Annotated in this window: 14 protein-coding genes; 3 read left to right on the top strand and 11 right to left on the bottom strand. The window is 70.4% G+C overall.

Features of this window, described 5'->3' with window-relative positions; translation table 11 throughout:
• Positions 1-12: 12 nt before the first annotated feature.
• Positions 13-858 (bottom strand): MIP/aquaporin family protein, encoded by an 846-nt coding sequence (locus ACIP79_RS38995; protein WP_401231797.1) that lies wholly within the window; start codon positions 856-858, stop codon positions 13-15.
• A gap of 560 nt (positions 859-1,418) precedes the next feature.
• On the opposite strand from ACIP79_RS38995, the gene ACIP79_RS38990 reads away from it, so the two are divergent.
• Together ACIP79_RS38990 and ACIP79_RS38985 are read left to right on the top strand one after the other, a co-directional pair.
• Positions 1,419-1,799, top strand: coding sequence for a hypothetical protein (locus ACIP79_RS38990; protein WP_401231794.1), 381 nt, complete (start codon positions 1,419-1,421; stop codon positions 1,797-1,799).
• A 181-nt stretch (positions 1,800-1,980) separates the two neighbouring features.
• Positions 1,981-2,856 (top strand): DUF3592 domain-containing protein, encoded by an 876-nt coding sequence (locus ACIP79_RS38985; protein ID WP_401231791.1) that lies wholly within the window; start codon positions 1,981-1,983, stop codon positions 2,854-2,856.
• Here ACIP79_RS38985 and ACIP79_RS38980 read toward each other — a convergent pair.
• From ACIP79_RS38980 to ACIP79_RS38965, 4 genes are read right to left on the bottom strand one after another with little or no spacing between them, the layout of a single operon-like run.
• Positions 2,849-4,093, bottom strand: coding sequence for a CHAT domain-containing protein (locus ACIP79_RS38980; protein ID WP_401231788.1), 1,245 nt, complete (start codon positions 4,091-4,093; stop codon positions 2,849-2,851). The two genes, ACIP79_RS38985 and ACIP79_RS38980, sit on opposite strands and share 8 nt — an antisense overlap.
• A gap of 17 nt (positions 4,094-4,110) precedes the next feature.
• Positions 4,111-5,742 (bottom strand): hypothetical protein, encoded by a 1,632-nt coding sequence (locus ACIP79_RS38975; RefSeq protein WP_401231786.1) that lies wholly within the window; start codon positions 5,740-5,742, stop codon positions 4,111-4,113.
• Positions 5,743-5,745: 3 nt separating this feature from the next.
• Complete coding sequence (locus ACIP79_RS38970) at positions 5,746-6,957, bottom strand: hypothetical protein (RefSeq protein ID WP_401231784.1); 1,212 nt, start codon at positions 6,955-6,957, stop codon at positions 5,746-5,748.
• The gene (locus ACIP79_RS38965; protein WP_401231781.1) at positions 6,957-8,318 is read right to left on the bottom strand and encodes a hypothetical protein; all 1,362 of its coding nucleotides are present in this window, start codon (positions 8,316-8,318) and stop codon (positions 6,957-6,959) included. The genes ACIP79_RS38970 and ACIP79_RS38965 overlap by 1 nt, the downstream gene beginning before the upstream one ends.
• Before the next feature lie 113 nt (positions 8,319-8,431).
• On the opposite strand from ACIP79_RS38965, the gene ACIP79_RS38960 reads away from it, so the two are divergent.
• Complete coding sequence (locus ACIP79_RS38960) at positions 8,432-8,857, top strand: hypothetical protein (RefSeq protein WP_401231778.1); 426 nt, start codon at positions 8,432-8,434, stop codon at positions 8,855-8,857.
• A gap of 46 nt (positions 8,858-8,903) precedes the next feature.
• Here the strand turns inward: ACIP79_RS38960 and ACIP79_RS38955 are convergent, their stop codons facing one another.
• From ACIP79_RS38955 to ACIP79_RS38930, 6 genes are all read right to left on the bottom strand, one after another.
• Positions 8,904-9,059: a hypothetical protein gene (locus ACIP79_RS38955; protein ID WP_401231776.1), complete on the bottom strand. Its 156-nt coding sequence runs from the start codon at positions 9,057-9,059 to the stop codon at positions 8,904-8,906.
• Between the two features lie 28 nt (positions 9,060-9,087).
• Positions 9,088-9,921 (bottom strand): ABC transporter ATP-binding protein, encoded by an 834-nt coding sequence (locus tag ACIP79_RS38950; protein ID WP_401231773.1) that lies wholly within the window; start codon positions 9,919-9,921, stop codon positions 9,088-9,090.
• A complete protein-coding gene (locus tag ACIP79_RS38945; protein WP_401231770.1) occupies positions 9,908-10,957 on the bottom strand; it encodes an ABC transporter substrate-binding protein in 1,050 nt (349 codons plus the stop codon). Before ACIP79_RS38945 ends, ACIP79_RS38950 begins: the two co-directional genes overlap by 14 nt.
• A gap of 100 nt (positions 10,958-11,057) precedes the next feature.
• Complete coding sequence (locus ACIP79_RS38940) at positions 11,058-11,930, bottom strand: ABC transporter permease (protein ID WP_401231769.1); 873 nt, start codon at positions 11,928-11,930, stop codon at positions 11,058-11,060.
• A gap of 171 nt (positions 11,931-12,101) precedes the next feature.
• Positions 12,102-12,620: a gamma-glutamyl-gamma-aminobutyrate hydrolase family protein gene (locus ACIP79_RS38935; protein ID WP_401231766.1), complete on the bottom strand. Its 519-nt coding sequence runs from the start codon at positions 12,618-12,620 to the stop codon at positions 12,102-12,104.
• Positions 12,621-12,742: 122 nt separating this feature from the next.
• A complete protein-coding gene (locus ACIP79_RS38930; RefSeq protein ID WP_401231920.1) occupies positions 12,743-13,066 on the bottom strand; it encodes a winged helix-turn-helix transcriptional regulator in 324 nt (107 codons plus the stop codon).
• Positions 13,067-13,135: the final 69 nt, after the last annotated feature.

Raw genomic sequence — 13,135 nt, 5'->3', positions numbered from 1 at the left:
CAGCTGGTGTCGTCAGGTCTTGGATGCGGGGATGCGTCCCGTGGGTTCGGGCTCCGCAGACGGCAGGAACCGTCCGATCAAGCCCTTATAGAGGCCGGCGCCGAGCAGGGCGCCGACCAGCGGTCCGGCGATGGGAACCCAGAAGTAGAGATTCCCGTACTGGTCTCGCCATGCTCCGTCGTATCCGGTGATGAAGCTGGCCAGACGGGGCCCGAAGTCACGTGCCGGGTTGATCGCGTAGCCGGCGTTGGTTCCCCAGGCCATGCCGATCGCGACAACGATCAGGCCGGTGATGAAGGGGCCCAGGTTTGCGCCGGGCGGTGTGTTGAGCAGGTCTGTGATGGCCAGGATCAGCAGGAGGAGGATGGCGGTACCGATGACCTGGTCGCGGAAGGCGCCCCATTCATGGACGGGGAGACCGGGGTTGCCGTTGGCCGGGAGGGTGGAGAAGACACTTTGGGTCTTGATGGTGTGGCCGGGGTCAGCCTTGGCCAGCGCTTCGCTGTAGTTCCAGCGGACCAGCAGCGCTGCCACGAAGGCACCGAGGGTCTGGGCCAGCGCGTAGGGCGCCACTTTGCGCCACGGGAATCCCTTGAACGTGGCGAGGGCGACGGTCACTGCGGGGTTGAGGTGGGCACCGCTCAGCCGGGCTGCCACGTACACGCCGAGGGTGACGCCAAGGCCCCAGGCCCAGGCGATGCTGTCGTGGTCACCGAGGCCGCCTGCTGGATCCGTGAGGGCTCCTCCTGCTGCTACCTGGGCCACCACGCCGCAGCCGAAGAGGATCAGGATCATCGTGCCCACGAACTCAGCCGACAATTCGCCGATCAGTCCGAACCTCTTAGGTTGCTCAGTCATGGACACTCACTCTCCGTGGACTAACTATCACATAACGACACCAAAGGTAATGTGCCGATCGGAAGGCCGCATATTGGGGTGAATCGTCGAATACCTCACCCGGTCGATCGTGCCGACCGGCTCGCCTCCCTGCTGTACGGCACCGCCACCTACGGCGCCTGTACGGCATCGCTCCTGTTGTCGGTGACCGCCTGTGAATTCGGCCTGCTGCGCGACGAACGCAACTCTGCCCAGACGCACTGCCACCTGGCAGATTTGCCGGATGTATCGCACCTTGCGCCGCATGGGCGCGGTGGCCGCGCTCTGCCTGATCGCCAGCACTACTGCCGGGACAGCGTCGGCAGCCGCTCAAGCCGACCCCATTCAGACCTTCCGCAACCGGGCCAACGACGGGTGTGTCGACGCCTTCGAGTTTGCTCGGTGGGTGCGCCTGGCATGGGTCAGGGAGGGAAGTGGCCGTGAGGTGCTGGAGGCGGGTCTCCGCCGGGTGCGAGGCTGCTCGCCCGGTCCACAACAAGCCCGTCGTCAAGGCCTGCCAGCAGTGCGGGTGTCCTGAGGCTGTGATGATCTACGACCGGGACCTCGCGGCCAGGAACGGCGCACCGCATGTGCTGCAGCGGACAGAAGGTGTGGGCCGACGGATCGAACACATCTACCTGTGGCATGACAGTGACTCGCCCCCGGCTCCGGAAGCTCTCCACTCGACCATCGAGCACATCAGCCAGGGAGCGGACACCGAGGGCTGCCGTATCACCGCCTCACCCGCACCTCCTGGCCACGAGGACATGCACGGCCTTGCCCAGGCTCTTGTCTTCCACCACGAACAGGAAGGTGTGCTCAGCACAGGCGCTCTGTCCCGTATGGAGACGATGGAGGTCTACGTGCCGGACTGCGGACCGGTCTTCATGGCGGTCGTGACGGCTTCCGACCGAGCGAGGTGAGCACGCTGCGACGCCGGCGGGGGAGGGTTCGTCCCGGGCAGGTTGCGCAGTTGCGCGTCGGGGAGGCAGCCGCGGATGTACGTCGGGGCCAGTGCACCCGGCCTTCGCAGGTCTCAGAGAGACTGCCGGCCCGAGGCGAACCTGGGATCGGTAGGAGTTCCGGCGGCGAGAGCCTCGCCGTATGGACCTGCAGAAGATGCTCGGGCTGTGGTGGACGGTGCCCGCGGGGCTGGCGTTGGTGGGTTATGCGTGTTCGCTGGCCGGGCTGACCCGGCCGCAGCGGGCGGTGTGGGTGACGGCTCGGGTCGTGGAAATGGATCCGCCGGGACACGGTGAGTCAGGCGAGCACGGGATACGGGTGACGATCGTGTACCAGGACCCCGGCACCGGGCGGGAGTTCAGGCTGCGGCACGAGAACAAGCGTGGCGACCGGGTGCTGGTGGCCTGGGTGGGGCAGGAGTTCCCGGTCCGGTTTCCGCGGCGGCGGCCGGAGCGGTTCTATCTCATGCTGGACAGGGAGGGGCGCACCTCCGGGACCGGCGGGCCGAACTGCATGGTGATCCTGCTGGTGTTGGGACTGGTCGTCCAGTCGTTCTTCGCGTGGGGCTGGCAGTGGGGGCTGATCTGCGTCGGTGGCCTGCTGTTCGTCATCCTCGCGCTGAGCCGGGACGGCGAGTACGCCCGCGCCCGTGCCGCTCAACTGGCCGAGGGCGTCACCGTCCGGGGTCGCGTGGTCGCCGTAACCAGGGACATCCACTCCGACGCCGAAGGCGGCGAGAGCGTCAGCCACGCTTCCGTCGTCGCCTTCACCACCCACGAGGGCGTCGAGATCACAGCGCTGTGCACCCAGGGCATCAGGGACATCGCCAGGTCCTTCGGCCGTGACATCCCACTCCGTTACGCGCCCGCCGACCCGTCCCTCCTCACCGCCGACCCCGACCACGAACGCCATGAGCGCACGTCGCACATCAGGTTCGTCGTCTCCCTGCTGGTCACCGGGATCGCCGCGATCGGGATGGGCGGTTACTGCCTCCACCACCCCTGGCCCTTCACCTGACGATGCAGGTCAGGGCGGCCCAGAGGAGGGGCGAGTGCTCGATCCGGCCGTCGGCGCGCCACTGGTCGAGCCGCTGTCGCTGCCAGGCACCGAGGTGGCGGACCGGGTCGTGGTCCTCGTGGGCCGCGTCCACGGCGACCACGGCTTCCGTGAGTGGGCGTACGGACTCCGACAGGCCGGCCAGGCGGTGGAAGGCGAAGCTGGTGGGGAGCACCCAGCGGGTGGCGGTGACCAGTTGGGCGCCGTTGTGGATCATCGCGGTCGCCAGGCCGAAGGACTCGGCGAAGCGGAGATCGCCGCCGCTCTCGCAGGCGATCAGCGCGACGCGCGGCGGTGCGGGCCAGAGTTGAGCGCCCGGCGCGCCGTCCGCGCGCAGCGGGAGCGTGCCCAGGAGAAGGTCCTTGGCGGACAACGGGCGGTGGGTGCGCACCGGTTCGGTCATCCCCGTGGTCTCCGGACCGCAGCACAGATGGAGGGTGCCGTCCTCGCTCTGCCCGCCCTCGACGGGGGCGCCGCTGACGTGACCGACGTACAACAGGCGACTGGCACCCTTGCGCAGCACCTCGCCCAGCCAGTCGCGGTCGAGGTCGGTGCGGCGGAAGGCCTCGGCGGGGGTGGCGACGGACGGTACGACGGTGCCCGCGTCGAGCCTCCGCTGTACGAGGGACAGCAGCGCCGGGTCCGCGCCGGGCTGCCCCAGGACCGAGCCGAGCGGGGAGTCGGCGCGAAAGCCCGGGACGCGGGGGTCCAGGACGAGAACCACGGCGTCCGAGTCCGGGTTCCGACCGGTCGGGGTGCTGCCTGCCTGTCGTAGTGACGCGGGTGCCGTGGTGGCGATGTCCACGAGGTCGATCAGCCGTACGTCGCTGTCGTCACCGTCCACGGCGAGCAGTTCCCACGGGACCTGGGCGACCCGGGGCGAAGGCTGGAGTCGCATCAGCGGACGGCCCAGGTGGGCGGACACCTCGCGGATCTGGTCGGTCAGACCCGGCGGCCACACCACCTCGGCCAGCATGTGGGAGAGGCGGCACTCTTCTTCGTACGTGGCAAGCGCGCCGGACTCGAACGCGCGCCGCATGCCTTCCGTGTCACCGCCCGGCAGTTCGGCGGCCAGCGCGCGGACGGCTTCGTCCACGTCCGGCCCCGGGGCGTACCCGGTACCGAAGCCCTGGGCTCCGCGGGCCCAGGTCCAGGTCATGTGCAGGTCACCGGCGTCGGCGAGGCGGACCTGGACCACCGGACGGGTCGGGTCGGTCAGATCGTGGGCGGACAGAACGGCACCTCCTCCTCGCTCACGATCCGCCGGTGATAGCGGAACTCGGCTGCCTGGACGTACTCCTGGAGCGCGGTACGCCCGCCCGCCTTCGCCGACATAGCGATCTTCGGTGGCGGTGCGACCCGCAGGCCGACGGAGGCGGCGGCCTCGGCCGCGATGCCGCCGAGCGTCAGGGGTGCGCCGTCATCGGAGGCGTACGTCTTCATGGCGGCGTCCGGGAAGACCGCCGCCTTGTCGGCGGTGGACGTACGGCTCAGCGCCAGGGAGGCGCCCGCGCACCGGTGTTCGACCAGCTCGAAGATCAGCCCCTGGTCGTTGCTGCGGAGGGCCAGGCGGAAGACCAACTGCATCGCTTCGTCGGCCAGTTGGAGCCACTGGCTGCGGGCGTGGGCGGTGGCGAAGTCGTAGCGGGCCGCTTCCAGCGTCAGGGCGGCGGGCAGGGCGAGCGAGAGCGCGTCGGCGATCGAGGTGCGTTCGTGGACGCCGTGGTCGGTCCGGTTCAGGTTGTCCTCAAGGGTTCGCGCGAGCATCAGGTCCACCTGGGCGCACCGCTCGTACACCCCGCGCTCCTGGTACACGTCCCGCGCGCCCTGGGCGAGCCGCTTCATCTCGTCGATGTCGCCCCGTTCGTACGCGTGCCGGGCGCCCATCAGCATGGTGTCGGCCGCGGCGATCGCGGCACCGACCTGCTGGAAGCGGGCCAGGCTGGACGCCGTCAGAGTGGCAGCGCCGACCGTGTCCCCGCGGTGTGCCGCGATGGCGGCGCGGGCTTGTTCGCAGACCGCCAAGTCCTCTGCCTGGGCCTGCCGTTCGAAGATCTCGGCGGCCTCCGCGTACAACTCCTCAGCGCGGTCGAAATTGCCGGCCCGCAATGCCGCGTACGCCCGGTGGGAGAGAAGCTGATGGCGCCCCGCGTGGTGGCCCAGCGTCAGGTAGGCCTCCTCCGCGCGGGCGAAGTAGTCCTCCGCCTGCTCGAACCGCACGGTCGAGGCGCAGACGACCCCCAGACAGTCCAGCAGATACGGCTCAGCCAGGGGCGCGTCTGCCAGCAGCGCGGATGCCAGTTCCTCGGCCGCGCCCCACGCGCTGCGGTCCATCAGCAGATGCACCCGGCTCAGCCCGATCTCCGCGGTGCGCAGCCCCTCGGGGTCGTCGAACTCCGGCATCAGGGCCGTCGCCTCGTCCATCGCCTCCTGCGCCTCGTCGAACCGCCCTGTCCTGCGCAGTAGTTCGACCCTGGCCAGCAGGGTCTTCAACAGGATCTCCAGCCACAGTCGGCGGCCGTTCGGTCCCATCGGCACGGACGCGATGCCCCGCACCAGATCGAGGGACCGCCCGATGGACAGAGCCGCCTCGGGCAGATCCGTGGCCGCGAGCTGAACCGTCCCGATGTCGGACAACAGGTGCCCGCGCAGAAGTCGTACGTCGGGGGAGTCCTCGAAGGACTCGGCCACGGCGAGGAGTTCGCCGTAGACGGCCAGTGCTGCCGGGAGATCCGGGGTGAGTTGATGGCGTTCGGCGAGCGCGAAGCCGCTGTCGAAGGGTTCGCCGTAGCTGAGCCCTGCCGCCCGCTCGTCCTGTTCCGCTGCGTCTTCCGAGTCTTCCGGCATGGGTCAGAAGTCCTCCTCCACGGAAGCGGCAGCCGCGATCTCGGCGAGAAACGGGGCCGGATGTGCGGCCTCGCCGTCGTGCGGTGCCGCCGCCATACTGAGTCGGTGCAGGGCCAGGGCTCGTACTGCCTCACGTGCCGCGCGGTCATCGGTACCCGGCCCCGGGTCGAACCCCGGCAGCAGGATGCCGACTTCGATGCCCGGTGTCGTCGAGGCGGGGATGTCGAGGTCCGCCCGACCGGCCCACACGTCGTCCCGCCTGGCCAGCGCGACGCGGCTCGGCGGGCTGCCGTCCACGTGGACCTCCGCCGCGAGGTGCACCCCGCCCACGGGGGCCGCGATGTCGGCGACGACCTCGACCTCTATCCGCCGCCCGGCGCCGAGCGCGTACGCCGTCCAGGACACGGCCTCCTCGGCCGCGTCGACGAAGCCGGGCGGATAACGGCACCAGTCGTTGGTCCCCGAGCCCCGGGCGATCAAGCGGCCGGTCGCCGTGCGGAGATCACCCGCCGCGAGAGCGAACTCCTGCTGCTGTGAGAGAAGTTCGGCGGGCTCGAACGGCGTGGCGGTCGGCCCGTGGTCCCGTTCCAGGGCTGACCGGAGGCGCCGCAGTGCCTCCCCGTCCAGCCCGGCGTTGTCGGCCGCGTCATCGATCAGCCGTAGGGCGCGGTCCAGTTGGCGAGGAGGGGCCGCTGACTGCCGCCACTGGATCAGCGGGCCGAGCGCGGCCAGGTGCCCTCCCAGCAGTTCGATTCCCTCCAACTCTCCTTGTTCATCGAGGAGTTGTTGGCATTCGTGGGTCAGTGCGGCCAACTCCAGCCCCAGCACGTTCGGTTCGAGCGCGGGAATCCCGTCCAGGTGCGATGTCGGCCACCAGCGGGCCGCCCAGTGCCCGAGCGCGAGGCGGGCGGCGGCCTCGGCGAGCGCGGTGAGCTGCTCTGGCAGCGTCAGCTCGGCGGCGGGTGTTCCCGACGCGACGGCTTCGACGGCGGCGGCCGTACGCTCGCCGTAGACCGCCCACAGCCACTGCTGGGCCTGCTCCACGTCGTGAATCTCCGCTGCCGGCAGACCTGTTGGGTCAAGGGCGGGCCAGGTCAGGACGGCGCCCGCGACTTCGAGGACGGCGCGGGTGAAGGCGGGACCGGTGGAGGCGGCTCCCGCGATGAGTACGGTGCGGTCCTCGGCTCGCGTGATGGCACGGCGCTGTTCAGGCATCACGCGCTCCTCGGCTCGGCGGCGGGCTCGGCGGCCACCGACAGGGTGCGCAGTGCCGTACGGACTCGTGCGCGGTGGTCCATCATCACCGAGCGGGCGACCCCGTCGAGCACGCTCCAGGCCGATGCCGCGTCGGGCAGGGCCGCGTCGCGGACGTCGCGCCCGTGGAGCCGCACCCAGAGGCGCCGCATGTAAGCGGCCCATGGGGTGCGCAGGTCCCGGGCGAGGGCGTTGAGCACACCGCCGTCCGGGTCGGGGCCGGGGGAGACGGTCATCCTGCGGGCTCGGAGGACCGAAGCCTCCCGCTGCCAGCGGCTGTTGACGATGCGGTGTGCCGCCGTCGATCCCGCCACGGAGGTCCCGGCGCCCAGCGGGTCGAGGCCCACCGCGAGTCGCCCGCCGAGCACGACTGTCACGCGGAGACTCTCGTCGTTCAGGCCGAGCGGGGCGCAGCTGCGGTCGACCTCCCGTCGGACGAGTTCGGGCACGGTCGGCAGGTGTTCGCGGTGGGCCGACGTCTGGAGCACGGTGAAGAGCCGCTCGAAGAGCGTGCGGTCGAACGGCGCGGGGAGTGTGGCGGTCGAGGCGCTCCGCCCGACCTCGGGGCGCGGCGGCACGCGGTGCGCGGTCAGTCCGAGGTGTGGAGGTATATCGGCGCGGTCCCAGACGTCAGCCGGGTATGCCGCCCACAGGGCTCGCCCGAGCAGGCTGCCGTGCCCGGCCCGGACCATGGCGGCGAAGGCCGGTGAATCGGCCCCCGCCGCACCGCAGGCCTGGAGAACCTCGTCCGCCAGGCTCGTATCGGCGGCGCCCGGTGCGGCTTCGTGTCCGTCCCACGCCGCTGTCAGTTCGGCGTCGAGCCGGGCGCGCCGGGCGGCGTTCGCCAGATGCTCCTTCAGCGCCTCCACGGTCCGTCCGCCGGAAGCGTCGACGACGTCTTCGAGTACCGCCCTCGCCACCGCGTCCGCGCCGGGCCCCGGCGCCCCGTGCTCGGTCGCCAGCTCGAAGCACCGCTGGAAATACAGGTCCTGGGGGTTGCCTGCCACGATCCCCAGCGCCCGGCGGGTCTTCTTCAGCAGCGTGAACCACCGTGCCGTCGCTTCCAGAACCGCACCGGACTCCCGTATCAGTGAGTCGAGTTGCTCCGCCTCCCGCGCGTCGAAGAAGTCGGCGGCGAGCTCCGGACGCAGCGCCGGCCGGACGATCAGCGGCAGCACGATCAGCTTGACCGTCCGGGTCAGCGGGGCGCCACCGGGCCCGCTCAGCGCTTGGGGACCCGGCCCGAGGCCGCGCCAAGCCCTGTCGATGACCATGGCGCGAGGACGGCGCTCGCCGGTCGACGGCTGGCTCGGGAACGGCATGGGCCGAGCGTACGTCCTGGGGGAACTGGCGGTCGAACCTGGGATCGGTAGGCGCTGCCCGCCTCCTAACGTCCACCCCATCAGGCAGAACGGACCGAAAGGGCAGGCACAGCATGGGAATCTTCGGCAAGGGCAAGAGCCGCGAGGAGAAGGCCGCGAAGATCGCGGAGCAGGTGGCCGGCGGCAAGGGTTTCTACGGCCGTATGACGCGCGCGACGCTCGGCGGCGAGGACTACGCCAAGCTCCAGCAGTCGATCGGCGCGTACAACTCCGGTGCCGCCGTGCAGCAGTTGCTCGCCATGGGCGTACCGACGATCCCCGCCGTCGTCGTGTCGATCAGCGACACCGGCAAGCTGATCAACTACGACCCCGTCGTCGACCTTGTCCTCCAGCTGACCGGGGCCGGCGCCGACCCGTTCACGCTCCAGACCCTTGTTTCGAAACTGCGCATTCCCCGCGCCGGTGATCAGGTACTACTGATCGCGGACCCCGCCAACCCCGGCGGCTACCTCTACGCGGGAGACGGAGTTGCGCCGTGACGACCCCGCCGTACGAAGTGTCGGCGAAAGACACCACCTTGCTCACCTAGAGGACCCTGTACCGGACGAGGGCCTCTCGGATCGCGGTGACGCGGTCGTCGTCGAGGCGGGCGCGGTCGATGCCGTGGACCTCGGCCCTGATGCGCGGGCCGAGGTCGATGACCGGCAGCCGCCTCGCCGCGGGCCGGTCGCTGATGCTCACCCGCGTACTACCCCTCCTGGGAACGGGATCACGCCGCCGCGGCTGCCTTGACGGTGTGAGCCACCTGCGCGCGCAGCTCGGCGAACTCGCGGGAGCCGCGCAGTTCCTCGGCGTCGAGGTCGCCGCGCGGCAGGGTGATCGGCAGGTCCAGGGCGACGGTGCCGGGGCTCCTGGTCAGCACCACGATGCGGGAGCCGAGGAACACCGCCTCGTCCGCCGAGTGCGTTACGAACACCGAGGTCCGCCCGGTCCGCTCGGTCACCCGGCGGACGTCCTCCTGGAGCCGCTCCCGGGTCAGCGCGTCCAGCGCGGCGAACGGCTCGTCGAGCAGGAGCAGCGGGTTCTCCGCTGCCAGGGCCCGGGCGATGGCGACGCGTTGCTGCTGACCGCCGGAGATCTCCCAGACGCGTCGGCCCTCGGTGCCCTCCAGGCCGACGCGGGCCAGCAACTCCGCCCGCCGCTCCGCCCATTGAGCGCGGCCGACCCCCGCGTACCGCAGCGCCAGGTCGATATTGCCCCGCACCGTCCGCCATGGGAACAGGCGCGGGGTCTGGAACACGACCCCGGCGGTCTCGCCGGGCCGCGGCGCGATGCCGGAGACCCGTACCGAACCGTGGGTGGGCTCTTCGAAGCCGGCGATGAGTCGCAGCAGTGTGCTCTTGCCGCAGCCGGAGGCGCCCACCAGGACCAGGAACTCGCCCGCCGGGATGGTCAGATCGACGGGCCCGACGGCGGTGACAGCGTCGCCGCCGCGCCCGTAGCGGTGGGTGACTCGGTCGAGGCGGACGGATCCGGCGCGCTCGGCGGGCACTCCCTGCGCTTCCTCGATCTGGGCGGTCCCGGTGATCTCACTGGAGGACATCGGGAAGCCCCTTCAGATAGAACGCCTTGCGGACGGAGTCCGGTAGCGGTGCGGCGTCGATCTGTTTCTGCTCGGCCAGGAACCCACCCGTGTCACTGATGTACGAGAGGAGCTTGCCGGGACTGCCCTCAGCCCCCAGCCAGTCGGCGGACACCACCTCCTCCGGGGTGAGGAACACCCCCTGCGCAAGCTGTGCCTTCGCGTCGGCGGCGCTGATGTTCAGCTCGGCCGCGACGGCCTCGACCGAGCCGTCGGGGTCGGACTTGAGCAGGCGCAGGGCCTCGGCCTCAGCCTTGCGCCAGGCGTCGATCGCTTCCGGGTCCTTGGCGATCAGCTCGTCCGACACGACCGCGAGGTCGAGGGTCGGTTTGCCCGCCGCGCCGATGTCCTTGCTGCTGGTGAGCTGGGTGCCGCTCTCTCGCAGTTCGTCCAGGGTCGGCAGCCAGACATAGGCGGCGTCGATGTCACCCCGCTCCCAAGCAGCGAGGATCGGCTGCGGCTGCAGGTCGATGAGCTGGACGTCGGACGGTTTGAGACCGGCGGTGTCCAGCGCCGCCAGCAGGCTGTAGTGGGAGGTGGAGGCGAAGGGCGTGGCTATTTTCTTGCCCTTGAGGCCGGCGACATCGGTGATGCCGCCGGCCTTGCGTGCCACCAGGGCCTCGTTCTCGCCCGCGACGTCGAGGATCCACGCGACCTTGTACGGGATCGGCGAACTGCCGGACACTCCGCGGGCGAACGGGCTGGAGCCCAGCGCGGCGATGTCGAGGGACTTGCCGACGAAGGCCTGGTTGACGCTCGCGCCGGAGTCGAACTTGATCCAGGTGATCTTGTAGTCCGGCAGGGCCTTCTCCAGCAGCTTTCTGTTCTTCACGATCAAGTCGCCGCTGGGGAAGGCGAAGTAGCCGATGCGCAGCCGCTTGGAGCCACCGGAGGACCCGTCATTGTCCGAGGAGCAGCCGGTGACGGCCGCGGACACGGCGGCCAGGGCACCGGCGAGGAGGAGACGGCGGGAGGGGCCTTGGGGAACACGGGTCATCGCGGAACCGTTTCTGTGCGGGGGAGATGGGCGGGACTCGGAGCGGGGCTGGTCTTCTGGGTGCGGGGGAGTGGCGGGGGATTCCGTGCGAGGAGGGGGCCTAGGTGCGACCGCGCCAGGGCACGACCGCACGTTCCAAACGCAGGAGCAAGCCGTCGATGATCAGGCCGGAGACCCCGATGGCGATGATGCCGACGAGCACCACGGGCGTGTTGTTGTAGTTGGCGGCGTCCTTGACCATGCCGCCGATGCCGGGCAGACCGTTGACCAACTCGGCTGCCACGAGGGAGGAGTAGGCGACCCCCACGGCGAGCCGGATGCCGGTGAGCGTCTCCGGCAGGGCGGACGGGATGACGACGTCCCGGACGACGTCCCAGCGTGAGGCGCCGAGTGCGCGGGCGGCCTCGACCAGGCTCTTCGACACGGCCGACACGGCTGTGGTGGTGGATACCGCAACCGGCGGGAACGCGGCTACCGCCAGCAGGGTGACCTTGGGCTCTTCGTTGATGCCCAGCCAGATGATGAGCAGCGAGAAGTACGCCAGCGGCGGCAGCGTCCGCAGGAAGGTGATCCAGGGCTCGAAGAGGGAGCGCAGCCAGCCGACGGTGCCCATGAGCAGCCCGAAGAGCACGCCGAGGGCGATGCCGATGCCGGCTCCGATCGCGATGCGCCGCAGGCTGATGCCCAGGTGCTCGATGAGAAAGGTGCCGTTGTAACCGCGTACGCCGTCGTGCGTCGTGGACACGTCGATGAACGCGTCCCACACCTTTGCCGGCGGCGGAACCAGCGTCTCGCTCCAGGTCCCGCTCGCCGCCAGCGCCTGCCAGAGGACCAGGAAGAGCAGCAGCGAGCCGAAGGGCAGCGCGACATGGCTCGCGCGAACCCACAATCCTCTTACCTGCGTGCGGGATTCGGGGGGTTCGTCGGCGGGCGCCGGGTGTGCGGGCTTGTCCAGAGAGGGAGTTGTGGACATGGACGTCCTCCATGGGGCGCCGGGACCTGAGCGGCTGCCGATCGGCATGGGCGGCGGGCTCCGGGCGGGAGTGATGCTGAAGTCAGCGGGGAGAGCACCCTGCGGCAGGGCGCGGGAACCGTCCTCGCCTGGTGGGTTCACCGAACGGCGCGACGGGTCAGGAAGACCAGGTCAGCGACAACACGAGCCCGGGCGTCGGCACAGGTCGGTGACCAGGCGTCGCATCAAGGGCTCGGAAAGCATGGCCCAGTTGTACAGCAGCCGCCCCGCTTCACCAAGAGGCCGTCCACTCTCTGGATAGGGGCCGACGGGGCGGCGTGATGGCGGGTGTTCCGACGCCGATGGCCAGAGTGAGGGCGAGCGCTCCGAGGCTGGCAGCCGGGTCTGGGGCGAGTGCTCCGGCGCAGACGGCCGGCGCGGGGACATTCGCTTCGAAGCCGACCGTCGGCCCAGGAGCAGCAGTTCCCCGGCGTCGCGGTCGGGGCGGGCCTGGTCCGTGGCCGGATGGCGGGCCTGTCCGAAGTGGGCCGGGTCGATGTCCAGGCCCCCGAGCACGAGCAGTCCGTGCAGCCGGTCCAGGACATCGACGTCCCGGTTGTCCGGCGAGAGGATGACGGCCCGCCCGCGTCGGTCACTCCCCGGACGAAGGACTGCTGGACGACGGTGGCGTCGGTGTCCCAGATGTTCCAACGGGCCTGCTCACGGTAGCCGTGATGCCGATCACCGGGCGGGCGCTTGCGCCGCGTCCACAGAGTTCAGCTCGGCCGTCGGGAGGCCGATGGCGCGCCGGCAAGTGGTCCCGTGACCCGCTGCTACCGGGCCGGGGAATCGGCAGCGTCGTAGCTCTGCTGGGCGGCCTCCAGCGCCGGGGTGTTGGCGCTGAACCAGCTCAGCAGCGCGCACAGCTGCTGCGCCAGGCTCCGTCCGAGTGGCGTCAGGCTGTAGGTGACCTGCGGCGGGACGGTCGGTTCCACCAGGCGTTCGACCAACCCGTATCGCACCACCGACTTGAGGTACTGCGACAGCATCTTCTGGCTGATGCCGCCGATGTGCCGGTGAAGGCCGGAGAAGCGCATCGGTCCAGGAACCAGCGCAGCGATGATCAACGCGCCCCACCGGCCGGTTACTTGGGCCATCAACGGCCGCGTCGGGCAGTCCTTGTCAAAAGAGCCAGGCGGGGCCGGGCGTGCCGGGGGTGTGCCTAC

Source organism: Streptomyces sp. NPDC088747, from assembly GCF_044751025.1.
GTDB lineage: Bacteria > Actinomycetota > Actinomycetes > Streptomycetales > Streptomycetaceae > Streptomyces.
This window is presented reverse-complemented; position numbering and strand designations above follow the sequence as displayed.